Source organism: Flavobacterium sp., from assembly GCF_031381455.1.
Taxonomy (GTDB): Bacteria; Bacteroidota; Bacteroidia; order Flavobacteriales; family Flavobacteriaceae; genus Flavobacterium.
Window position 1 is genome coordinate 37,159 of record NZ_JANMXZ010000046.1, and the last position, 24,918, is coordinate 62,076.

A 24,918-nucleotide genomic window follows, 5' to 3' on the forward strand; every position below is an offset into this window, starting at 1 on the left:
CCAGATAAGGATTAAATTTTAGATGTCTATTCAGATTAAAAAATCTACACTATCAGACTCTAGCTTTCTGTTATTCAGTTAATTCCAATTTACAAACACCAAATAGTTTATAAAATGCTGAAAATGATCATATTAGATTTGCAAAATCGAAATATTGATCTAATATTTGCAACAAATAAAAGGTATGAATACTTCTTTTGAACGTTGCGAGAATACAAAAGTAGAATGGTTGACTCCTCCCGAATTGGTTAAAAGCTTTGGGGATTTTGATTTAGACCCTTGTAGTCCAATTAATGCCCCTTTTCTTCACGCTAAAACTAATTTTACAACTTTGGATAATGGTTTAGTTAAAGAATGGTTCGGTAGAGTTTATTTGAATCCTCCCTATGGAAGAGGAATGGAATTATGGTTAGAAAAATTAAAGTTTCATGGTAATGGTATTGCCTTAATTTTTGCCAGAACTGAAACCAAATGCTTCTTTCAACATATTTGGAATGATGCAGATGCTATACTTTTTGTTAAAGGAAGAATTAAATTCTACCATGTTTCAGGTGTTCAGGGAGGAACTCCTGGAGCTCCAAGCGTCTTTATAGCTTATGGAAAAGAAAATGCTAAAGTTCTGAAAGATTGTGGTATTGAAGGAAGATTTTTAGCATTGAAATAATCCCTCTAGGGATTTCATATGGGTAGAAAGAATATTATTTGATAGAAAAATCCCGTTAGGGATGATATAAATTACATAGGCTCTATTACATAAATCATCATAGTCAACCTCAATGAATTAAAAACTCTAAATATCCTCTTTGCATCACAATTAATATATCATCCCTAAAGGGATTTTGGTATTGTGTTGATTTATTTTCTACCCATATGAAATCCCTAGCGGGATTATATAATTTCGTAACAAATGAATTCGGCAATATTAAATTCTGCATCAAATATCCATTCGTTTTCTAACAATAACTTTTTCAGAGCTTCATTTTCGTTTACTACATCTTCAACAATTCCTATAACTTGAAAATTTTCAACTTTACAACCTATAGGTGAAGTTGTATTGCCTTCTGGTGTTATAAATATATATTTTTTCATTATTCTATTTTCTTATATGTTCCTCTGCCATTAAATTCAATAATTCCTCTATCTCTTAAAAGCTGTAGCTGCTGTCTAATTTTATCTTTAATAAAGTTATTATTTGGGTATTTCAATTTTAAATCTTTTTCAAAATTATAAATATCTTTTAGTGTAAAGTCTTTATTGGGTATTTTTTCAATGCAATTAAGAATATCTAAAATCCATCCCTTCGCATCGATACTCGTATTTCTTAAAAATGTAGTTTTATTATAGGCTGTTTTAACAATTTCTGGTTTAATAATTTTAGCTTTTTCAACTAAAAATATTTTTCCAAGTTCAGACACTTTAGATATGTCAATATTACAACCTGTCCAACCTGCTCTTTTTGCTGTTTCAGATAAAGGTTTTCTTTTAATAATAATTTCCGGGGTGAAAAATTGTTTTGGAATTATCAAAAAATTATCTACAGTATACTCTTTGTTATAGGTTAAAAAGAAAAAATTCGGATTTGTATCAGAGGTTATTCTCTGTATCATTGTGTCGTAGGAACCATCTGTTATAGTAGTACTAAATTTTCCGCTTTTGCTTTTTAACTCAAATTCTTCCGTACATTTTGTACAATAAAAATCAGCAACAGGTCTATTGTTTTCAAAATCGTTTAATGGTCTTTCACCGCAACTAGGACAATACGAATTTAGTTTTACCCAAGTTTCTGTAAGGACTCTTGCAATTTGTGAATTACTGCTATATCCTTTAGCTAATTCAATATTAAGATTTAAATCCATTTTACAATTTTAGAAAAAGTCTTGCTTTCATAAAGTTTGGTTTGTGCTAAAATAAGAAATAATGAAGACCTGAATTAGACTTTTATATACTTTCAACAAAAAACACTCACTTTTGTATACTAATTTAATCTTTAATAATCTCAATCTTCCTCCTAATATCATTCCCATATTCGTCTTCCACCGTAATATAATGAATTCCTGTTTCAGCTTCAATCTGCATTTCGTGAAAAGTTTGAGTTGTGCCTTTATACACATTGTCAACATACCAATACAACTTCGCTTCTTTGTTGGAATGCGCCACTTTTAAAATCACCGGCTGAATCTTGCTGTTGAAGTCCTTCACCAGATAAATTTTGCTGTTTGTTTTTGGGTAAATAAAATCCATTGATGCTTGCTGGTTTTGCTGACAATCGTCTCTAAATGGCGGCAATGGTTTGTAATCTATATGCAGACTTTTATAATACCATTCCATAACCGGTGGCAGCACAAACCATTTTTTGGTTACCATATTATCTACATCTTCACAACTGCTGTTTACTCTGTATTGCTCCGTTGCATCCAAATGCACTAATTTATGATAGGCACAAACCGAAGTCTTCATTCCTTTTCTGTTAATTAATTGTCTGATTTTCGGACAGTCATCTTGTCCCAAATGTCCGCTTAACGCACAAACCTCAGCATATTGCAAATCGTTTAACGGCGTTTGAAACCATTTTTTCCGCGGAAGCAAATTGAAAACATCAAACAAAATCGGAGCTGCACTTCCAACTCCTGTCAATTCAGGTCGGCCTTCTCCGTTTGCATTTCCAACCCAAACGCCAACCACATAACGCGAGTTCGTTCCGATGGCCCACGCATCGCGATTCCCGAAACTGGTTCCGGTCTTCCATGCTAATTCTAACGAAGAATCGTAAAACTTCCAGGCTTCATCACCTTCGGGACGATTGACTTCTTTCATGGCGTTATACGTCAGATAAATAGAACCCGCACCCAAGATTGTTTTCTGATAACTTTCATCTCCATAATCCTGCTCAAATCCGTTGACATAATTGAGTTCAGCAAATTCCTTGGTTCTGTATTTTCCGTCGGAAGCATTGAAATAATTCACGGTTGAAGACAAATTCGCATAGGTTCGGCACAAATCCCAAAGATTGCTTTCGGCACCACCAAGAATTAAAGACAATCCATAATGATCCGGATGTTTATTGATGTTTCTGAGTTTGAATTTCTGCATCAGTTCATAAAAATTATTTACACCATGTTCCTGTAACATTAACACCGCCGGAATGTTCAACGAACGAGATAATGCCCTCTGCGCCGGAACCGCACCATCAAAAGTACGATTGAAATTCTCAGGCGTATAACCCGAAATCTGAGTCGGAATATCGGCAACCAAAGTATTTGGCAGAATCTCACCTTCATCCAGCATCGAAGCAAATAACAGCGGCTTTAAAATACTTCCTGTACTTCTTGGTGCACCAATGATGTCAACATCTTTGTCGTGGTCTTTATCCGTTGGCGAATTCCCAACATAACTGATAATGTTTCTGTTTTGAATATCGATGACAATTACAGCCAAATTATGCACTTCGTTTTGTTTGTACTGATTGTAATACTGCGCCGCTATCTGATTCACCCGATTCTGCAACGAAATATCAATCGTTGTTTTGATGCGTTTTCCTTCATCCGTTTTGGCCACCCGCTGCAATAAATGAGGCGCTATCTGAGGAACTAAATACGGCTTTTGAGGCAAAGGTTCTGTTATTGATAATTGATAGGTAAGTTTATCAATTATTTTTTTATTGTATAATTTCAACAGCAATCCGTTTCGCTTTTTTAGCAATTTGATTTGATTCTTTCCCGGATATATCAAACTTGGCGCATTGGGTAACACTGCCAGCGTTGCACTTTCTGCCCACGACAATTGATGTGACTGCACTCCGAAATAACGCCAGGAAGCCATCTCTAAACCAACAACATTTCCGCCATAAGGCGCATGCGCAGCATATAATTCCAGAATTTTATCCTTGGAACAACGCAATTCTAATCGTGTTGCCAAAATCATTTCAATTCCTTTTTCGAAGTAGGTGCGTTTTTTGTTTTTGCGCGACAAACGGATAACCTGTTGTGTTAAGGTACTTCCGCCACGAACCACTTTTCCAGCGCTTCTGTTTTGTTGAAATGCCTTGAACATCGCTACAGGATTAAAACCCGGATGATAGTAAAAATGTTCATCTTCAAAATAGACGATACATTTTTTAAACTTATCGGGAACGCTGTCTTTGGACGGAAAACGCCATTGTCCATCACGGGCAATTTTGGCAGCTAATAACTCGCCGTCACTGCTTTCGATAACGGTAGAATAAGGTTCTTCAAAAAGAGTACGCGGCAAAGAAAAGTAATACACTACCAACATTATAAATACTGCAGCTAACTTCTTTGGGTTACGTTTGATATAATTTATGAAGCGTTGGTATAACGCTTGAAGTTTAGTTTTCACGATTTTGGAATTAAACACCTGAAAGGTTTTAAAAACCTGTCAGGTGTAAATTTACTTCACAACCTCAACCCATTGCCCTTTAGTTCTTGCCAAAAAGTCGTTGTCATACATGGCTTCGCATTGCAATCCAGGTAAATAATATTTACCCAAATACGATGCGTTCAACAGAATTTTGAATTTGCGTGTTTCGTTAGCTTTCAGACCAAAGTAGTAATTGGCTCTGTCATCACGAATATCAATATAATCGGCTACATTGCTGGTTGCATCACCAAAATCGGTGTAACGTGTATTTACAATTTCAAATCCGGAAGGCAGAATTTGCGACAAAGCAACATTATCAATCCACTCATTTTTGCGGTTTGTCAAGGTTACTTCGGCATAGAATTCGGTTCCCTGAGCGATTTTGGTAACAGTGATTGGATTTCCTTTTCTGTTTTTGAAAACTACACTGGCAGATAAATTATTTTGCATCACTTTTTCACTTCCAACAGGTAAAATTCCGCTATTTAAAACACGAACAAAAAGCGTATTATTTTTGTTGTTCTTAATTGTAATAGCATTTCCGCCTTTTTTTACAATCAAATTTCGTTGCGCTACTGTTTTGTTCGTATTGATGATTACGGGTTTTCCTCCATTTGAATATTGAACCGAAACACCTTTACTTCCGTTAGATTTGGCAAATTTTGACATCGCATACAAACCATAAGCGGTTGTTTGTGTGCTCATCCATTTGTCGCTTGACATATTCTTAGCCAATTTGGTTGCCATGGCAAAGGCTTGCTGTTTTTGCCCCAAGAGAATCAAAGTTTCCAATGCCATTGCTCTATTTCTGTCGGCCGAACCATAATAATAGTAATAATAACTATCATCGTAATTTTGCTCATCGATAAATGATTTACTCAATAATGCCAATCCAGCGGCATTTTGTTTTACCAAAGCATAGGCAGCAGCCAATCTAAGTTTGCTTTCGTTAGAAATTCCTACCGTTTCACGCAATCTGTTCATGGAAGCTAAATCTGCCGAACCTGCCAGTGCCAGTGTATACAATCGGTAAGCCTGCGCAATATCATTGAAATAATCTTTTTCAAAACGCCATTGTTTTGCCATTTTTCCTTGGTAAGAAATCCATTTTGATTTGAAACTAATTGGTAAAACATAGCCTTTTTTCTCGGCTTCAATCAGGAAGTGTCCGGCATAAGAACTTCCCCAATCATCAGCTTGGGAGTTGCCTTGCCAATAAGAGAAACCTCCATTTGGTAATTGGAAATTACCAAGTTTTTGGATTCCGGCAGTTACATTTTGTTGAATATTTTGTTTGCGAACGGCATCCAAATCCATCACATCGGTAAGATACAGTTGTGGAAAAACAGACGATGTCGTTTGCTCAACACAACCGTGAGGATACTGAATTAAATAGTTCAATCTGCGTCCAAAATCTACCGTTGGAACCGATGAAACTTCGATTCCGGCTTTGTTGCTTCCGGTTACACCAAAGGTTTTCCATGTAATCGTTTTGAAACTATTTGGTTCAATCATAATGTCAGAATACGCATTCGTTACCGGATTTGGATTGGTCACATCAATCTCTACAGTATAGGTTGATTTTTCTTTTCCTGAAGTCGCAATAATATCTATTTTACCAATACCGGTAACACTTCCAACCTCTAAATTGAAGTATGCCATTTTCTCATCTGGTTCTGTGAAAGTCACTTTTTGTGTAGTTCTTCCAACTACTTTAACAGCGCTATTTGACTTGATTTGAAGTGTTACATTTTTGATTTGTTTTTCAGTCGCAAACAACGTAACCGGAATAGTCACTTTTTCTGATGGCGAAATTTTTCTTGGCAACGACGCCAATACCATCAATGGACTTCTAACCTGCGTTGCTTTTTCTGCCATTCCATAGGCACTGGTTTCAGCATCTGCGGCAACGACCATTGTACGAACAGAGCCAATGTATTTAGGCAACGTAATTTTGGTGTTTTTGTTTTCGCCCTTGCCCAATTCGAATGGCCCATAATAAAGTACAACTGGTTTGAAACGATTGGCTTTTTTAGCTTTTCCGCCACCGGAATCGGCATCACCACCAATACTGAAAACCTGATTTACTTTTCCGCCATAAGCACCAATCACCTGATCATAAATATCCCAGGTACGCACACCCAAAGCTTCACGAGTATAAAAACTATCCCAGGCATTTGGCGTTTTAAAGCGAGTCAAATCCAACAGACCTTCATCAACAACGGCAATGGTATACGTCATTTTTTTGCCGTGTTTTTCGGAGACTTTTACATTCACTGTTTGCTCCGGACGAAGCACATCAGGCATGGTAAGTTGTGGTTCAAGAACCGTATTTTTATCAACCACTTCAATTGGAACGATGCCGTACATTCTGATTGGCGAATCGTTTTTTGTCGAAGCATGCGGTTGTAGAAGTGAAATATTGATGTACACATTCGGAGCCATATCGCCAGTGATTGGAAGTTCAACCGTAGTTTCTCCTTTTTTGGTTTGCGCCCAAAGTGTTTTCACCACTTTCGTCCCGTTTTCAATAGAAATTAAAGCTCTTCCTCCTTCGCTTGACGGGAAGAATATTTTGGCTTTATCTCCAACCGCATAGTTGGTTTTATCGGTAGAAAATCGCAACATCGTAGCCGATTCTCCATTACCGGTTCTGGCTTCTGCTGACCAATAGGGTTCATCTATATACACTTTTGTTCCTGTGGCATGACCATCGGTTGGATCAGAAACCCGAATTAAATAATTCCCCCATTCTTCATTTCTCACTGAGAAAGAAATATTTGCTTTTCCTGAATAATCGGTAGTAACTACAAAATTTTTATAGGCAATGGTTGAATTTGATGTATTATAATTCGACAAATCATCATTGGATGCATCCCACCACCAACGTGATTCTAACTTATAAACACGGACTTCTATATTTTTAACCGATTTTGGTTTTCCGTTTTCGCCAACAGTTACAATATCAAAACGGTTGTTTTTTCCAGTTTCAATCATGCCGTATTTATTTGGCTCAGGCGATTTTACTCCGACATAAGTTTTGTATGGAGAATAGGTAATTGAAGCCACATCTGTACTTACATCGCCACCATTTTCATAAACTTTTGTTATGAACGCAGTACGCAACATTCCCGGTGCTTGCCCTTGAATGTTTGGTTTAATCGGAATGGAAACGCGTCCATTTCCATCAACTTTTCCGGAGAAAATATTAACCTCTTCTGTAGAAAAACTTCTTGTTGGATCATCAAAAATATATTTGTCATAGCCTTTAAAAGTGGTCGACTGCTGGAAGAATTTGGCCTGCACTTCGGTTTTTAAATCTTTACCCACAGCACCATGAAGCCATAAAACCTGAATGTTATTCACATTATTTTTGCTTGCCGAAAGAATAGGTTCGTTGAAACTGTTTTTAATTTTCAAACGATTTGGTTTAATCGTTTCAATCTTTATGCTTTTATAAAAACGAGCTCCACCAATACTTACAACTGCTTCCCAATTTCCTGTTGGTGCATTGTCTTGCGTTGGTACTACAAATTTGTAATGATTAAGTTCATTCAGTTTTTGAACCGATTGATACACTGTTTTTCCGTGTGGATCATTCAGTTTCAATTTTACGGGATGCGATGTAGGCAATTTATTAGCATTGTCATTCAAAATAAAAGACAAAAATAGGGTATCGCCCGGACGCCAAACACCGCGTTCACCATACAAATAGCCTTTTAATCCTTTTTGTAAAGTCTCTCCAGAAACGTCAAAATTACTAACCGACAACGAAAGCTCGTCATCTAATTTCACGTAACTGCTTTGGTCTCCTTTTGTTACTATCGCGAAATAAGCAAATTTTTCCAACTGAAACGAAACCATTCCGTCACCATCAGTTGATGATGTGGCAATTTTTTGCTGTTGGTAATTATATAAATCAACACAAGCACCGGAAACAGCATCCGTAGAAACGATATTGCTAACCGCAATGACAACCGATTTGTCTGTTCCTCTTTTGGCAATAACGCCTAAATCGGTAGCAAGAACGTTGGTTCCGATTTTGGTATTGTAATAATAATAATCGGTGCATGGATTTTCGCTTTCTCTCCAATCGTAATCTCTTTCATAATAATAGTCATCATAGTCACTACCGCTGTAGTTAACATCGTCTTCGTTTTCTTCTTCAGCATCTTCGCTCTCACTGTTATCTTCTGAAGTTGCTGTTGATGTCTCGCATTTATACAAGGAATATTTCTTTTTATAAGAGAACTCAACACGATATATTGCCCCCGGTTCCGGTTTTATAATTTTTGAAATATCTAAAGCATAGGTATTCCATTTTGTGTAATCCAATATATTATTTTGTTTTAATTGAATAGTCGATTTGGCTACAGCTTGACTTACTTGTCTTAAATTTCTAGTGCCATTGATTTCATTATCCTGCAAAAACTGCATGATGTTATTTTTGTAGATTTTATAGATTTTTACATCAACCGCATTCAGATTCGCTGCTTCAAAATTGATTTTTAAATTGTTGGAACTTGGCAAAATAGTTCCACTTTTTAATAATTTTATGCCTGGTTTTATTTGGTCAAACATCAATTTTTCAGAATAGTTGTTTTTCATTTTATAACCATCGATGCTTTCAATTCCCTGAAAAACCTCAACCAATTTACTACCCGTAAATGATTGTTCAATAGCCGCTGCTACTTGGGTAATTCCGGGTTCATTTACTACAGCCATTGTAGAATCAACAGCAACTGCTGCAGTATCAACAACAGCTTCAACGGCCACCGACTGATTCGAAGCTCCATTGTCAACTTTTGACTTAACCGGATCTTTGTCGTAAAATACTTTTAAAACATTTCCCATGGTGGAAAACTTCAGGTTACTCGTATTTTCAATAGACACTAATCCTTTGAAATCCTGGTCTTTTTTTAATGGATCAGAAAAATTAATCAGCACCGATTGGTTATTGGTATCTCCAACCTGAATGGTCAATACTTTAAATTGGTTCTTCCCTGGAACTGGGAATTCGGCTTTTCCTTTTTGATCAATATCTACATCATCGCCATCCCATTTGATGTTTACTTTAGAATCTTCCGGAAAACGCTGAATGCTATCAATCATGAATTTGAATTCAGTGCTTGTGCTGGTCGCTTTGTCAAATTTTATCTTTAAATCTTTGTCATTTTGGGATGCTTCAATGATTTTTTTAGCTTCTTCAAAACTAAGATTATCGGCAGTTTTTATGGTTCCGTTTAGGTAATACCAATCTTTGCTATAGGACTGCAAATCCTGTGTATTGACAATAAAGTCCTGCTTGATTGTTTTTACCGAAAAATTGAAATCCTTTAATTCTTTCGGAACTTTATTGGTAATGTCTGAAAGATGTAAAGTGATTTGATACAACGTATTTTGATCCAATTTATCTTTTGGAATAAAAGCAATGGTGTTGCTGGAAAGTGCTACAACTTTTCCGCTTACGTTTGGTGAAATGTCGAATAAATCATCGTCTAATTCCTGATTGGGTTTCCAATCGCTTTTGTTAAAGGCCAACTGCACCCTAAAATCGGAATTGACCGAAACGAAACCTGATGAAAATCCTGTAATGTAGTCTTTGTAAAGAGCGTAATCTGAATCAAAATCGGAAGCCGATTTTTTAGTACAGGATTGCAATAAAAAAATTGCAACGAACAAGCCGAAAATCTTGTTGGTTTTCATGGTTGTAAAAGAATTATTTGTTAGAACTTATTCCTTGAGTGATTTTCCTCAATTAGCTATATAACGTTAAATGTATCGAAATATTATCTGAAATAAAAAATATTATTTGGGAATATTTTTCCTGTAAAATTATTTTCTTTTGGAAGCAAAAAAGCATTTGATATTAAGAGGAGAACTGCCAGTGGCAGTCAAGTATTTTTGGGAGGCTTTTTTAGCTTTCATTTTCTTCTTTCCGCAAAAAAACGTAACATTAAATCCGAGCATTCTTTAGCTAAAACACCTTGAATTACCTGAGTTTTTGGATGAATGGCAGTGCCTAAATTTTGGTAACCGCGTTGGTCATCTGAAGCCCCAAAAACTATTTTTGAAATCTGAGTCCAGTACAAAGCACCAGCACACATCTGACAAGGTTCGATAGTTACATAAAGTGTGCATCCTTTTAAGTATTTCCCGCCAATGAAATTCGCAGCTGAAGTAATGGCTTGCATTTCGGCATGAGCCGTAACATCATTGAGCATTTCGGTAAGATTGTGGGTTCTAGCAATGATTTTATTATCGATTACAATTACGGCGCCAACGGGAATTTCACCTTTTTCAAAAGCGAGTTCAGCTTCTTGCAAAGCTTTCTTCATAAAATAGTCGTCGGTGAAAGGGTTTTCCATAAAACAAAAATACAATTTCAATTCGTACATTTGTCGCATGTCAAAAAAATTGCTCGAACATATTGTCAATCCAACTGATTTACGAAAATTAGAACTTTCGCAATTGCCTCAACTGGCAAAAGAATTGCGCGAATTTATAATTGACATCGTTTCGGTAAAAGAAGGCCATCTTGGCGCATCGCTTGGTGTTGTCGAATTAACGATTGCTTTGCATTATGTTTTTGATACGCCAAATGATTTGCTTGTTTGGGATGTTGGCCATCAGGCTTATGGTCATAAAATCTTAACCGAACGCAGAAAAAAATTTGATAGCAACCGACAACTTGGTGGAATTTCAGGATTTCCAAAACGCAGTGAAAGTGTTTATGATACATTTGGCGTTGGGCATTCTTCTACATCTATTTCGGCAGCTTTGGGAATGGCAATTGCTTCACAACTCAAAGGCGAAAACAAACATCATATTGCGGTGGTGGGTGATGCTTCCATAGCCAGCGGAATGGCCTTTGAAGGATTGAATCATGCAGGCGTAACGGATGCAAATTTGTTAATCGTTCTAAATGATAATGCCATTGGAATTGACCCAAGTGTTGGTGCGTTGAAAAACTATCTGACAGCAGTCAAAGAAGGAAAAAACCCGAAGCAAAACAATATAATTAAGTCGTTGAACATTGATTATTCCGGCCCAATTGATGGTCATGATATTGTTGGTTTAATCAAGGAATTGGAACGTTTGAAAAAAGTAAAAGGGCCAAAATTTTTGCACATAGTTACGACTAAAGGGAAAGGTTTACAACAAGCCGAAGACGATCAGGTAAAATATCACGCTCCGGGAAAATTTGATGCTGCGACCGGTGAAATCCATAAAAAATCAGAAGATAATTTACCGCCGAAATTTCAGGATGTATTTGGTTTGACTCTGGTCGAATTAGCTAAAAATAATCCAAAGATTATCGGCATCACACCAGCAATGCCTAGTGGAAGTTCAATGAAATTTATGATGGAGGCGTTTCCAAAAAGAGCTATTGATGTTGGTATTGCAGAACAACATGCAGTGACACTTTCGGCCGGAATGGCAACGCAAGGCATGGTTGTTTTTTGCAATATTTATTCAACATTTTTACAACGTGCTTACGATCAAGTCATACATGATGTGGCATTACAAAATTTACCGGTGATTTTCTGTTTAGACCGCGCCGGATTGGTTGGCGAAGATGGCGCTACACATCACGGCGTTTTTGATTTAGCCTATTTGCGCTGCATTCCGAATATGATTATTTATGCGCCAAAAGATGAAATGGAATTGCAGAATATTTTATACACGGCTTCGTTGGGATTAAAAAATCCAATTGCGATTCGTTATCCGCGTGGAAGAGGAAAAAATGCCAATTGGAATCCCGAAGCTTCGGGACCAACTGATTTTCAAAAGATAGAAATAGGAAAATCCAAAAAACTTAAAAAAGGTAAAAATGTTGCTATTCTATCTACAGGAACTATTGCCGATAACGTAACTCAAGCATTAAACGGCATTGAAGATGAAGGTCATTTTGCGCATTACCATTTTGGTTTTGTAAAACCGTTAGACGAAAAGAAACTGCACAAAATCTGTGATAAATTTTCAACCATTATCACAGTCGAAGATGGTGTAACAACTGGTGGTTTTGGGAGTGCTGTTTTAGAATTTTCGGCTAAAAATGATTACGTTAACGAAATCTTCCTTTGCGGTGTTCCCGATTATTTTATAGAACACGGAACCGTTGATGAACTCCAGCAATTCTGCAACATAGATGTGGATGGTTTACGATCGCTTTTCTCCGGTTTGCTTGAAGAAGAAGAGGAAGACGAAGATTAAGGAGTTGCAATGCTTTCATACCCTATAATTAAAACACTTTCCAATGCGATAATGCTATTTTTCTTTTGCCTTGATGCAAAAGAAACAAAAAATCAAGGCTTGGAATCTTCGGCGGTCAATTTTAATTTTAAATCCTAAAAGAAAAGAACTCGCTTCGCTCAAACAGCTTTTCTTTTTACGGATTTTTCAATTAATTGACACTCGCCTGGCAGATTCTAAGGCCAAAAAAGTATTCATTAAGCTGTTACAATCTTGTTATAAAGCACCGCTTTTCCATCGGTAAGCATGGAGATGAAATGGCAAATGTGAAGTAATCTTTCGTATAAAGTTTCTTTTTCCAAATGATGTTTTTCCGGTAAGATTTTCAATAGCAATTTATCGTAATTCGTGGCTTTTCCTTCGTGATTGTTGTTGTAAGCCGTGATGAATTTATCGAGTAAATTATTGATGATTTGGTAACCCGAAAGTTCCTTTTCAATTACTTCGCGACTCTGATAAATATTCTTTACGCTCAACTTGATTATGTCATCCATTTGCGCTTTGTACTTGCTTTTATCAGTTAAGGCAAAATGGAATTGTCCCTTTAAAATCGCTTCTTCATTTTCTATAAATACTCTTACTGCATCATTGATTAGGTTCCCAATAGCTAACGCACGCAAATAACTAATTCGGTCTTCCTTCGTTGTTAAAGTTTGATATTTTGCTGTATCAATCGTGTCTTTTACCAATTTGATTAAATATTCCAATGCAAAATCTTCGGAAACCAAACCTAGATTTATTCCATCTTCAAAATCAATAATGGTGTAACAAATATCATCGGCAGCTTCAACTAAAAAAGCTAACGGATGACGCTCGTAACCAATATCGTTTCCGATTTTGTTGGAAATCATTCCCAATTCTTCTGCAACTTCTTTAAAGAAATCCTTGTCCGATTGAAAGAAACCATATTTTTTATCCGAGATGTTTTTTGTTGGTTTTTTGGGCAAACTTTCTTTTGGATATTTCATAAACGCACCCAAAACCGCATAGGTCAAACGCAGACTTCCTTCAATTCCGGGACGCGAACTTGAAAGCACGGAAAAACCATTGGCATTGCCTTCAAAATCGATTAAATCCTGCCATTGTTTATCGGTTAATTGGTCTTTGTATTGTTTACCATTTCCAATAGAGAAATATTCACCAATCGCTTTTTCTCCTGAATGTCCGAATGGTGGATTTCCAATATCGTGTGCTAACGAAGCCGCGGCAACGATGGCGCCAAAATCGTTCATATGAAAACCATGGATTTCCTGCAAATGCGGATACTTTTCAAGGATTTTTTTCCCAACCAATCTTCCAATGGAACGACCAACAACGGAAACTTCCAAACTGTGTGTCAAACGCGTATGTACAAAATCGGTTTTAGAAAGCGGAATTACCTGTGTTTTATCCTGTAAACTTCGAAACGCCGACGAAAAGATAATTCTGTCATAATCCACTTCAAAGCCGAGACGCGTATCATCTTGTTCAATACGTAACCGTTTGCTGGTGTCGCCTTGACGTTTTAGTGATAAAAGTTGTTCCCAGTTCATATTGTTTGTGGTTTATTGTTGTTGTTTTTAATTCAGTTGTTTCTTTTTAGTAAATTGTCCCATCACAATTACTACTATAAATACAACAACTAAAACCAAGCTTGCGTTTATATTTCCTAGATTCATTCCTTCAGGTTTTGTCAAATAATCTCCCATCGTTGCTCCAATTGGGTGCGTCAGTATGATTGCCGTCCAGTATAGAAACTCTCTTGATATTTTTGTCAAATATACTAATCCAACTACCAATGCGAGTAGTGCGGATAATAATAATGTTCCTCCGTCAAAACCCAATGGCGTATTATGTGCTAGCATATCTCCAAACGCCGTTCCTAATGTACTCGAAGTTAAAATAGCTACCCAATACAAAAACTCGGTTGTTTTGTTTAGACCGGTTTCAACTGTATTTGACTTAACATTAGTTTTCCAAATAATAAACGTTAACCCCAAAGCAAAAATTAGCAAAATTGTGCCAAATAAATAGCCTTGCTGCTCAGTATATCCTAAATTATCTCTAAATAATGTTCTTGTTAAATAGTCGGAAATTGTTGTCCCGGCAGTGCTTGCAAGCGTTATTACTGTCCAATATAAAGGTGGTTTTTGATTTTTTGAATAAATAGAAATCAGCAACGCAATCAGGAAAAAGGTAATCAATGTTATTGTTCCGCCGCCATACCCCAAATTAAACGTTTGTGAGATTAAATCTCCGGCAGTTTCGCCCAAAGTATTAGCACTAATAATTAGTGTCCAATAAAAAAGATTTATTTTGGGTAAATGCTTCAATAGGTTAATTTGTTAGGTTTTATTTTATGCTTTTCTTCATACAAACACTGCTTGCCACGCCAATATACTGCCCATAATTCGGAATGACTTTATATCCTGATTTTTTATACAAAGCAATCGCGCTTTCAAGTCGGACCGATGTTTCTAACATTGTGTATTGATAACCTGATGCTTTTGCCCAAATTTCTAATTCTTTTAAAATCGAAACGGCGATTCCTTTTCCGCGTTGTTCGGGTAAAACAAACATTCTTTTAATTTCGGCAACTTTTGGTTCATATTCCTTAAATGCACCACAACCAATAGCAATTTCGTTTTCATAATACACAATAACATAGTCAAGATAAATTTGGTTGAATTGTGCAAAAAAATCTTTTTCATCGCCGTCAATATCAACTAGGTATTCATCGAAAAGTCGTGTAAGATGCTTAAAATCGGGATTGTCAGAAGTAGTTTTTTGAATGGAAATCATGATTTATTAATTTTATAAAGAATAAAACTGTTTCTTTTTCTCGTCTAATAAATTCTTATTGACCACATAGGTTTTCGAAATACTATCATGCCATCCTCTCGCCGGCATTCCCAAAAAAGAAAGTATTTCAAACGGAATCAACCGACAAAGCGTACGCACTAAAATTCTTTCGTTATTTGGTTTTTCGCCATTTTCATCTACCACTATGGTTTGTGTTATAAACTTGCCGACAGTTCTGGCGAAGAAAATTTCAAAAACATTGTAATACACCAAAGATATACAAGCAACAAAAGTGTATTGTGCAATGTCATTTTTTACAAAATTCGCCGCGAATTCTTTATTTCCATTAGTCTCGGCGATGGTGACCGCTATCGTAAATGCGATTATAAATAGGAACAATTGTGCAATATAATCCATCAGTAAGTTGAGAAAACGCTGGCTATGCGATGCCAAAATTTCTTCTGTTACCATAAATTGTTTTTTGTTTTTTTCTTCCATAATGGTTATTCCTTTTGGTTTGCCAAAAAGAAATTTCTTGATTTTTTTGGGTATAGATTATAGCTTTTATCACTTGGATTGGCAATCACGGTTTTGATGTTGATTTCGTCACCAAGTTTGAAACCGGCTTCGGTGTATTTATAATCCAATAGGTATTCGCCGCAAAAATAATTGCCGTCTTTATCCTTTTCGATGATTCCTGTGTACACTCCTTTTTTATCTTTTGACATAATATTTTTTTAGTTTAGCATCTCATTAAATTCTTTGATGCTTTTTTTGAATTTATTTTTTTGAACTACAAAGGTATTAGAATATTCATCATGCATTCCAGGTTTTCTTCCTCTCAAAAAAGTAAAATATTCAAAAGGGATAATTCGCAATACGCTTCGTGCTAATATATCTATTGTATTGGGTTTTGTCCCATCATCTTTAATGACAATCGTATTAGTAATAAATTTAGATAATGAGCGAGAGAGAAAATTCTCGGTCAGAAAATAATAAACAAACATTGTCGCTGAACTAAATAGATACAATTCATAAACATCAAGAGAATCATACCAAGACATCAGCGAATATTCTTGTTTAATATTATCAATAATTATCAAAACAACAGATGTAAGGAGTTTAATGATAATGATATCAATAATAAAATTGATAGCTCTTGTATTTTTGGTCGCGTAGATATATTTCGGAATTACAAAGTCTTTCATTTTAATATAAATAGCCCCGATAGTAGTGGAAATCCTGACATTGCGTTCGACAATCATGATGAGATTGCTTCGTTCCTCGCAATGACAGATTGCAACGGATAGCGGGAAATAGCTCCTAAAAATACTAAAAAAACAGCTATCAATGACAGCTGTTTTTCTTTACTCTTTGTTCTTTATTCTATTTTCCTTTTTTAAGACCCACACATTTCGCAATCATCCGGGCCTGCATTTCGAGCTTGTTCTATCATTGCTTTGAAATCTTCGGAGGTCATTTCACCTGTTTCGTTTGGCGCTACAACCTCAACGGCTACTGGTTCTGCAAGCTGTGCTGTTGGTTCTGCTTTTTTATCGTTGTTCAAGGTGAACTTGATTGCGTCAACCGCAGCTTTGGTTCTCAAATAGTACATTCCGGTTTTCAAGCCACTTTGCCATGCATAAAAATGCATCGACGTTAGTTTCGCGTAATTCGCATCTTGCATAAACAAGTTCAACGATTGTGATTGGTCAATGAAATACCCTCTGTGACGCGACATATCGATAATATCTTTCATCGACATTTCCCAAACCGTTTTGTACAAATCTTTCAAGTCTTGTGGAATATCCAAATCCTGAACCGAACCATTGTTACGCATCAATTGTTGTTTCAAATCTTCAGTCCAAAGCCCACGTTTTACTAAATCTTCCAGTAAATGTTTGTTTACTACAATGAATTCACCAGACAATACACGACGTGTATAAATGTTTGAAGTATATGGTTCAAACGCTTCATTGTTTCCTAAAATTTGTGATGTAGAAGCTGTTGGCATTGGCGCAACCAACAATGAGTTTCTAACGCCATGCTTCATTACCTCTTTTCTCAACGCTTTCCAATCCCAACGGCCGGAAAGTTCCTCGTCTTTGATGTTCCAAAGATTGTGTTGGAATTCTCCTTCTGAAATTGGTGAACCTTTGAAAGTCGAATATGGTCCTTCGACTTTGGCTTCTTCCATTGAAGCCGTAACTGCTGCGAAGTATAAGGTTTCGAAAATTTCCTGGTTCAATTTTTTAGCTTCATCACTGGTGAATGGCATTCTCAACAAAATGAATGCATCAGCTAAACCTTGTACACCCAATCCAACCGGACGGTGACGAAGGTTAGAGTTTTCGGCTTCCTGTACAGGATAATAATTTCTGTCGATTACTCTGTTCAAGTTTCTGGTTACACGTTTTGTTACGTTGTATAACAATTGATGGTTGAATTCACCGTTTTCAATAAACATTGGTAACGAAATAGAAGCTAAATTACATACTGCGATTTCGTCTTCAGAAGTATATTCCATGATTTCGGTACAAAGGTTTGACGAACGAATAGTTCCCAAATTCTTTTGGTTTGATTTTCTGTTTGCTGCATCTTTATACAACATGTATGGCGTTCCAGTTTCTATTTGTGATTCAAGGATTTTCTCCCAAAGTTCACGCGCTTTTATTGTTTTTCTTCCTTTGTTTTGTGCTTCGTAAGAAGTATATAATGCTTCGAATTCTTCACCGTAAACATCACACAATCCAGGACACTCATTTGGACACATCAATGTCCAAGTTGTATCTTCTTGAACACGTTTCATGAATAAATCGGATGTCCACATGGCGAAAAATAAATCACGCGCACGCATTTCTTCTTTTCCGGTATTCTTTTTCAAATCCAAAAATTCGAAAATGTCAGCATGCCAAGTTTCTAAATAGATGGCAAAACTTCCTTTACGTTTTCCGCCGCCTTGATCTACATAACGAGCCGTATCATTGAAAACTCGCAACATCGGAACAATTCCATTTGACGTTCCGTTAGTCCCACGAATATAAGAACCTGTTGCGCGAACGTTATGGATTGATAATCCAATTCCACCGGCTGATTGCGAGATTTTTGCCGTTTGTTTTAGCGTATCGTAAATTCCGTCGATGCTGTCGTCTTTCATGGTTAGCAAGAAACATGAAGACATTTGTGGTTTTGGCGTTCCTGCGTTAAACAAGGTTGGCGTTGCATGCGTAAAGAATTTTTTCGACATCAAATCGTAGGTTTCGATTACGGATTCCATGTCGTTTAAGTGAATTCCAACCGCCACACGCATCAACATATGTTGTGGACGCTCTACAATTTTACCGTTAATTTTTAACAAATACGAACGCTCTAAAGTTTTGAAACCAAAGTAATCGTAGTTGAAATCACGATTATAAATAATGTGAGAATTTAAAAATTCTGCGTTTGCCTGAATAGCTTCATGCACTTCTTCAGATAATAATGGCGCTTTTTGATTTGTTCTCGGATTTACATAAAAGTACATTTCTTTCATGGTTTCCGAGAAGGATTTATTGGTGTTTTTATGCAAGTTAGAAATCGCAATACGCGCTGCTAATTGTGCATAATCCGGATGTGCAATAGTCATGGAAGCAGCAGTTTCTGCAGCTAAGTTGTCAAGTTCTGATGTAGTTACGCCGTCATACAATCCTTCGATTACACGCATGGTCACTTTTACTGCGTCGACCAAATCGTTTAATCCGTAACATAATTTTTTAATTCTGTCCGTGATTTTGTCGAACATTACTGGCTCTTTGTGTCCGTCTCTTTTTACTACATACATAAGCTTGTCAGTTTTTAAAAACAGAAAATCCCTTCGCTGTTTTTTGGTTATTTGTTAGGTTTTGTTTTGTACTGATTTATTGAAAAGTTCAGTTTCTTTTAACAGCCTTTTCCAGCTTTTCATTATATCTTTTTTAAAACCATTAAGGCATTAAGTTTCATTAAGGCTTAATTTTCTTAATCTCTTAATGGTTCAAATTTTGAATGATTCTAAAACTAAGTCAGATTAAAAATCAGCGTCGAAACTAATTTTTCCGGATTCTGAATCGGTGTTCATTACTCCGGCTTTTTGGTATTCGGCTACACGTTTTTCGAAGAAATTGGTTTTCCCTTGTAATGAAATCATGTCCATGAAATCAAAAGGATTCGATGAATTGTATACTCTTTTGCAACCCAATTCTACCAATAATCTGTCGGCAACAAACTCTAAATATTGGGTCATCAGCGTAGCATTCATACCAATCAAACTCACAGGAAGCGACTCGGTAATAAACTCACGCTCAATGTCTAAAGCATCGGTTATGATTTCTGTAATTCTTGTTTTGGAAACTTTGTGAACCAAATGATGATTGTGTAAATGCACCGCAAAATCACAGTGAACACCTTCGTCACGTGAAATCAATTCATTAGAGAAGGTCAAGCCTGGCATTAAACCGCGCTTTTTCAACCAGTAAATAGAGCAAAATGCGCCTGAGAAAAAGATTCCTTCAACAGCAGCAAAAGCGATTAATCTTTCAGCAAACGAATCGGAACCAATCCATTTTAAAGCCCAATCTGCTTTCTTTCTAATTGCTGGAAACACTTCCAATGCGTTGAAAAGTTGCGCTTTTTCGGCTTCGTCTTTTACGTAAGTATCTATCAAAAGCGAATAGGTTTCGCTGTGGATGTTTTCCATCATGATTTGGAAACCGTAGAAAAATTTGGCTTCTGGATATTGCACTTCGTTTACAAAATTCTCTGCTAAATTCTCATTTACAATTCCATCAGAAGCGGCGAAAAATGCCAGAATATGTTTGACAAAATATTTCTCGTCATCATTCAGTTTGTTATTCCAATCGGACAAATCCTGGTGCAAATCGATTTCTTCTGCAGTCCAAAAACTAGCTTCCATTTTTTTGTACCAATCCCAAATATCGTGATGCTTTATTGGAAAAATCACGAAGCGGTTTTTGTTTTCTTGTAAAATTGGTTCGATGCTGGCCATTTTGAATTTGTCTTTTTAGTATTTGTATGATTTTTTAGTAAAATCTGTATGTTACAAAGATTGTCAAATGAAACGTAAAAAGAAAGTCAAACTTATTCACAATACGCTCTAGTTTTTAACATTTTTAACAATTAAGTGTTTATAACGCACTTTTTTTATTTTGTTGATTTACAGCTATTTAAAAAATATAAAAAAGTCAAAAAGCCCTAAAACAAAGACAATTACGAATTTTCTGATAGTAAAATTTTAACATTTAGTCACCTTCTGAAAACGCAATTTTTTGGCACAAAAAAAGAGCGGTTTTCCAGTAGAAAAACCGCTCTTCGAAAAGTGTTTACTTTATTTCTTATTTATCATCCGAAATATAGGTTTTATTACCATTAGAGTTGATGTAATATCTTCCTCCTCTTGGCCCAGTGAACACTTTTTTACCTTTATATGTTCCGGTTACTTTGTCCGGAGTCTTTGGTGCTTTTTCGTTAGATGCTCTTTCTTTAACTTCTTTCTTAGCTTTTGCTTCAGCCTTATTAGTAGCTGCATTGGCTTTCCCTTCAGCGGATTTTTTTTGACCCATTGCAGAAGCATTATTTTCTTTAGGCAAATAGCGTTTGTCTGGCGTTCCGTCTTTTTTAAGTTTAGGCGAATCTTTTGCCGCATCTTTAAAACGCTTGTCCGGAGTTCCGTCTTTTTTTGTTTTTGGTGCTTTTTCTTTTACTTCTTTTTTTGCTTCTGCGGCATCTTTTTTGGCTTTGGCTTTAGCTTTTTCGGTTTTAGCTTTAGCTTTTTTCTCTGTTGCTGTTTGAGCAAAGAATGTATTTGAGAAAACAAATACCATGCATAATAAAATTAGTTTCTTCATGACTTTCAAAATTTTTAAATTGAAATTAAAATTAATGATTTTTTCAACACAAAAAAATGATATGGTTAAAAATGTGCTCTTAATTGGATATTTCCTGTGTGAATAGTTTGACTGGTTTCTGTTTTTCTGCCTTGATAGTTAATATTAATATCTAAAAACTGTGTTAGATTTTTTTGCAGCAACAATCGCCAAGTCATATTTTTTCCGGGTTGCAATCCTTCCAACATTTGAAATGCCACAGCTGACTGCGCATCGCCAGCAAATTTATTTTGATACAAAGAGAATTCTCCGTTCATGGTAACCTTCTTTTCACTGGCATAAGAAAACGAAGTCCCAAATCGATTTTGCAATAATTTTTCGGAATTGCCTATTTGATTTTCTTTGTTTTGGTATTCATAAAAAATATCCCAACTCGCATTTTTGTTGAACAAATAAGAAATTTTCGGATTAAGCTGGTAACCATTGACTTTATAATTTTTACTGCTGTAATTCTCAGAAGTCAAAGCAGATTCCGAAGTCTCTGTTCCCAGAGTAAAAAGCCATGTTTTTTGAACCAAATGCGCATATTGCAATTGGTTTGTACTGTTTTTGTTTTCTTGTGAACCGACAGAAAGTAAATTTTTTATTCGGTTAGTGATAAATGTATATGTTACAGAATGCTTCTGTTTTCCCCGATTAAAAAACAAACTATTCCTAAAGCTGGTGTTCAATCCTAATAAATTTTCGTCTGAAGTTGAAAACGGATTCAAATCGAAATTGTCTCCGTTTCGTTTAATTTTTCGCTCAATTAAAAAGGAAGTTTGGTTATAAAAATGCGACAAAACCTTTTTGAAACCTAATGCGTTTTGCCATTGACTCATGTTTAAAGTCACCGCTTGCGAGAATTTATTTTGATGCGTTTTGACAAAAATCTGATTTGGTAAAAACACCCTAACATATTTAGCTTGATCCGAAAAAGCAGCCACTTCAAATTCTTCCAATTCTTGTATTCCGTTGCCGTTGTAGTCAATCCAAGTATAAACGCCTTGTCCGGGTTCGACTTCAAGATACGTGAATTCCTGTTGTGCTATTGTTCCTGAAGTAGTTTCATACGCCGTTGTAACGAGCATCAATTGGTTAAAATATTTGTCGTTATACAACAATCTTGAATTTAGTGAAGGCTCATTTTTTCTGGCAGCATCAACATATTTCAGATTTCTGTAATTAACAAACAAAGACAAATCGCTTTTCTTGGTTTGCACTAATTTTGATTTCAAATAATAGGATTGTGAGGTGTTCACTCTTTGCAGAAACCTCCCGAAATCTCGGGATTGCAAACTGTCATTCACACGTTGCAAATAACCCAATTCTACAAAAACTTTGGTGCTGTCTCCACGACCAACAAAAGCGCCATATTCGGTAAAACGCTGACTCAAAGAAGATAATTGCTGTGTGGCGACTATTTTTTCTTTGTTGTTTTCCAATCGAAGACTACTGCCAATCCAATTCTTTTTAAAGTTATATCTAACTTGTGAATTGTTTCGAATAAAGGTTGAATTCGAATAGGTTCCGTCACTTTTTAGATAACTGCTGTTTTGAATAATATTCCAATTGTTGAGTTTGAACAAGCCATTAATGATATGACGATTTCCTGTAAAACTTTTTGAAAAATTCAACTTTTCAAACTGATACGTTAGCTTTCCTTTTTCCGGAAGGACAAAATCCAAACCGTTAATTAATAAACTCTGATTACCTGCAAACGTGGTCAAATTCCAATCGCGGTTAAATTCAATATTAAACAAACGCTCGATTGTTTTGAAATTTTCCTGCACGTATTGATAATTCCCAAAAGCATTAATTTGCCACTTTTTGGAAAACAAACGTTGCTTGAAATTCAGTTTTCCCGCAACGCCTTTATTATTGTTATCATCAATCGCAGAAAATAAATTCAAATCGTTATTACTCACTCCGACTTCAAAATCAACAGAAGTTTTTTCACTCGGATTGTATTTTCCTAAAACGGTCGCAATCTGGATTTTTGTTGGTGCCACCAATCGCGTTATCGGTTCATAATTTCCTTGTGGAATACCTGCAATTGGTTCAACATATTGGTAAATTTTGCCAATAGCAGAAGAGTTTGTCAAGATGTAATTCCCAAGGTTATTGCCAACCAAAGTAAATCTGACATTGTATAATTCATCAGTGGAATTGTTCGAATATTCGAAAGCTTCTCCGCTTGTAACAGTTATTTTTTTGTATAAAATCTTATTTTCTGAATACGAATCCAAATAGGCTGACGGCGCATTCATCAGATTTATATTATCTCCGGCGTTACTCAAAATTGCGACTTGTTCAGCGCTTAAATTTTGTTGCAATGGTTGATTTTTCATGTCACTTTCAGAATACAAATAACCGCCTAAACTCCAATTTTTTGCTTCGTGATTAACGCCACCATACGTCACAAAACGAGTGTAATTTCTATCCGAATATTGGTATTCGATAACGATTCGCATTTCGGAAGTTATCGGAAAAAGCGATGTAAACGTTATTTCACCGGCATTATAATCGATACTATAATCATTGTTTTCACCACGCTTTTTCAGGATTCCATTTACATAAACTCGCTCCGAACCCGAAATTACTAAAACATATAATTCACCATTGTTGCCCCGAAGTTTATATGGCCCTTGATTTCCTTCTTGCCCGGTGAATGCACTTTTGGCATATTGACCACGAACCAAAGCCGCAGAAGCAAAAATATCGGTCTTATTTTCTTCGCCTCCAAAAGTAAACCGCGTGGACAATCCTTGCACTTTTTTGTTGAAATTCAAGAATCTCGATTGTCTGTTTTCGAGAAATAAATCGCCTGCACGAATGTTCCATTTATCGGTAAATAATTCAATGAATATTTGATCAAACTCATCCAGCTTTTGGGAATATCCATTATCTTGAAGCGGAATATTAGAGTCCTGAATCGAAGCACGAAGCGATACTTTATCCGAAATTTTTCCAGTAATCTGCAAATCTAAATTAGAACTTACCGAAGCGTTTTGATTGTTCCCAATCGTAACGCCACGAGTGATGCTTCCTGAAGTATTCAAACCATCAAACGGGACAAACTTTTTGACAGAACGATTGACCTTGTACAAACCGCCGTCATTTGCAACGACTCTGTCTTGGTCATAAATGCTGTAGGTTTTGGTTAACTGCTCGGGGAATTTAAAATAGCGAACTGTCAAGCTATCTTGTGAAGTGTAGCCGTTTTTAAAAAACAGTTTGCCTTTTTTGAAATCGATTTTATAAAAACTCGTGTCTATTTCTTTTCCTTCTGAAGTTTGTAATTTGAAGAAACTCGGGCTGATGCTTACTTTTTCAATGGCGATAGTATCGTTTGAAACGGCAACTTTTTTACTGTTATATAAGGTCTTGATTTCCTGAGCCGAAAGCTTGGAAAAACTGATAATAACCAACAATAAAAGAAGTTTTTTTAACATACATAGTATAAACGTAAAAAAGCTGGTTTTAGGTATAAATTAGTAACGAATTATAGACTTTTCAATCTAATTTAATGTATTCTTTGTCTAACTTCTTCAATAGAAAACAACCTAGTTTTACCTGAATATAACAATTCTAATCTTCTATT

General features: G+C 36.0%; 17 protein-coding genes. 2 read left to right on the forward strand and 15 right to left on the reverse strand.

The window, feature by feature from the left end; genetic code table 11:
• Nucleotides 1–184: 184 nt before the first annotated feature.
• Nucleotides 185–664: a DNA N-6-adenine-methyltransferase gene (locus tag RMN97_RS11435; protein WP_309614655.1), complete on the forward strand. Its 480-nt coding sequence runs from the start codon at nucleotides 185–187 to the stop codon at nucleotides 662–664.
• Nucleotides 665–888: 224 nt separating this feature from the next.
• On the opposite strand, the gene RMN97_RS11440 is transcribed toward RMN97_RS11435, so the two are convergent.
• The 5 genes from RMN97_RS11440 to RMN97_RS11460 all read right to left on the reverse strand — a co-directional run bounded on the left by RMN97_RS11440 (nucleotide 889) and on the right by RMN97_RS11460 (nucleotide 10,745).
• Nucleotides 889–1,089 carry a hypothetical protein gene (locus RMN97_RS11440; RefSeq protein WP_309614656.1) on the reverse strand — a complete coding sequence of 67 codons (201 nt, stop codon included), beginning with the start codon at nucleotides 1,087–1,089 and terminating at the stop codon, nucleotides 889–891.
• On the reverse strand, nucleotides 1,089–1,856 hold the full coding sequence (locus tag RMN97_RS11445; protein ID WP_309614657.1) for a DpnI domain-containing protein: 768 nt from the start codon (nucleotides 1,854–1,856) through the stop codon (nucleotides 1,089–1,091). Before RMN97_RS11445 ends, RMN97_RS11440 begins: the two co-directional genes overlap by 1 nt.
• A 124-nt stretch (nucleotides 1,857–1,980) precedes the next feature.
• Entirely contained in the window at nucleotides 1,981–4,356 is a 2,376-nt protein-coding gene (gene pbpC, locus RMN97_RS11450) for a penicillin-binding protein 1C (protein WP_309614658.1), read from the reverse strand.
• Nucleotides 4,357–4,407: 51 nt separating this feature from the next.
• Complete coding sequence (locus RMN97_RS11455; RefSeq protein ID WP_309614659.1) at nucleotides 4,408–10,083, reverse strand: MG2 domain-containing protein; 5,676 nt, start codon at nucleotides 10,081–10,083, stop codon at nucleotides 4,408–4,410.
• A gap of 218 nt (nucleotides 10,084–10,301) precedes the next feature.
• Complete coding sequence (locus RMN97_RS11460) at nucleotides 10,302–10,745, reverse strand: nucleoside deaminase (RefSeq protein WP_309614660.1); 444 nt, start codon at nucleotides 10,743–10,745, stop codon at nucleotides 10,302–10,304.
• A 37-nt stretch (nucleotides 10,746–10,782) separates the two neighbouring features.
• On the opposite strand from RMN97_RS11460, the gene RMN97_RS11465 reads away from it, so the two are divergent.
• Nucleotides 10,783–12,594 carry a 1-deoxy-D-xylulose-5-phosphate synthase gene (locus tag RMN97_RS11465; protein WP_309614661.1) on the forward strand — a complete coding sequence of 604 codons (1,812 nt, stop codon included), beginning with the start codon at nucleotides 10,783–10,785 and terminating at the stop codon, nucleotides 12,592–12,594.
• A gap of 236 nt (nucleotides 12,595–12,830) precedes the next feature.
• Here the strand turns inward: RMN97_RS11465 and RMN97_RS11470 are convergent, their stop codons facing one another.
• The 10 genes from RMN97_RS11470 to RMN97_RS11515 all read right to left on the reverse strand — a co-directional run bounded on the left by RMN97_RS11470 (nucleotide 12,831) and on the right by RMN97_RS11515 (nucleotide 24,769).
• Nucleotides 12,831–14,165 carry a deoxyguanosinetriphosphate triphosphohydrolase gene (locus RMN97_RS11470; RefSeq protein WP_309614662.1) on the reverse strand — a complete coding sequence of 445 codons (1,335 nt, stop codon included), beginning with the start codon at nucleotides 14,163–14,165 and terminating at the stop codon, nucleotides 12,831–12,833.
• A gap of 27 nt (nucleotides 14,166–14,192) precedes the next feature.
• The gene (locus tag RMN97_RS11475; RefSeq protein WP_309614663.1) at nucleotides 14,193–14,945 is read right to left on the reverse strand and encodes a hypothetical protein; all 753 of its coding nucleotides are present in this window, start codon (nucleotides 14,943–14,945) and stop codon (nucleotides 14,193–14,195) included.
• Nucleotides 14,946–14,964: 19 nt separating this feature from the next.
• The gene (locus tag RMN97_RS11480; RefSeq protein WP_309614664.1) at nucleotides 14,965–15,414 is read right to left on the reverse strand and encodes a GNAT family N-acetyltransferase; all 450 of its coding nucleotides are present in this window, start codon (nucleotides 15,412–15,414) and stop codon (nucleotides 14,965–14,967) included.
• Between the two features lie 12 nt (nucleotides 15,415–15,426).
• On the reverse strand, nucleotides 15,427–15,912 hold the full coding sequence (locus RMN97_RS11485; RefSeq protein WP_309614665.1) for an RDD family protein: 486 nt from the start codon (nucleotides 15,910–15,912) through the stop codon (nucleotides 15,427–15,429).
• Nucleotides 15,913–15,917: 5 nt separating this feature from the next.
• Entirely contained in the window at nucleotides 15,918–16,142 is a 225-nt protein-coding gene (locus RMN97_RS11490) for a hypothetical protein (RefSeq protein ID WP_309614666.1), read from the reverse strand.
• Nucleotides 16,143–16,151: 9 nt separating this feature from the next.
• Nucleotides 16,152–16,622 (reverse strand): RDD family protein, encoded by a 471-nt coding sequence (locus RMN97_RS11495; RefSeq protein ID WP_309614667.1) that lies wholly within the window; start codon nucleotides 16,620–16,622, stop codon nucleotides 16,152–16,154.
• A gap of 191 nt (nucleotides 16,623–16,813) precedes the next feature.
• Nucleotides 16,814–19,234 carry a ribonucleoside-diphosphate reductase subunit alpha gene (locus RMN97_RS11500; RefSeq protein WP_309614668.1) on the reverse strand — a complete coding sequence of 807 codons (2,421 nt, stop codon included), beginning with the start codon at nucleotides 19,232–19,234 and terminating at the stop codon, nucleotides 16,814–16,816.
• 225 nt (nucleotides 19,235–19,459) lie between these two features.
• The gene (locus tag RMN97_RS11505; RefSeq protein ID WP_309614669.1) at nucleotides 19,460–20,437 is read right to left on the reverse strand and encodes a ribonucleotide-diphosphate reductase subunit beta; all 978 of its coding nucleotides are present in this window, start codon (nucleotides 20,435–20,437) and stop codon (nucleotides 19,460–19,462) included.
• Between the two features lie 346 nt (nucleotides 20,438–20,783).
• A complete protein-coding gene (locus tag RMN97_RS11510; RefSeq protein WP_309614670.1) occupies nucleotides 20,784–21,296 on the reverse strand; it encodes a hypothetical protein in 513 nt (170 codons plus the stop codon).
• A gap of 65 nt (nucleotides 21,297–21,361) precedes the next feature.
• Nucleotides 21,362–24,769: a hypothetical protein gene (locus RMN97_RS11515; protein WP_309614671.1), complete on the reverse strand. Its 3,408-nt coding sequence runs from the start codon at nucleotides 24,767–24,769 to the stop codon at nucleotides 21,362–21,364.
• Between the last annotated feature and the right edge of the window lie 149 nt (nucleotides 24,770–24,918).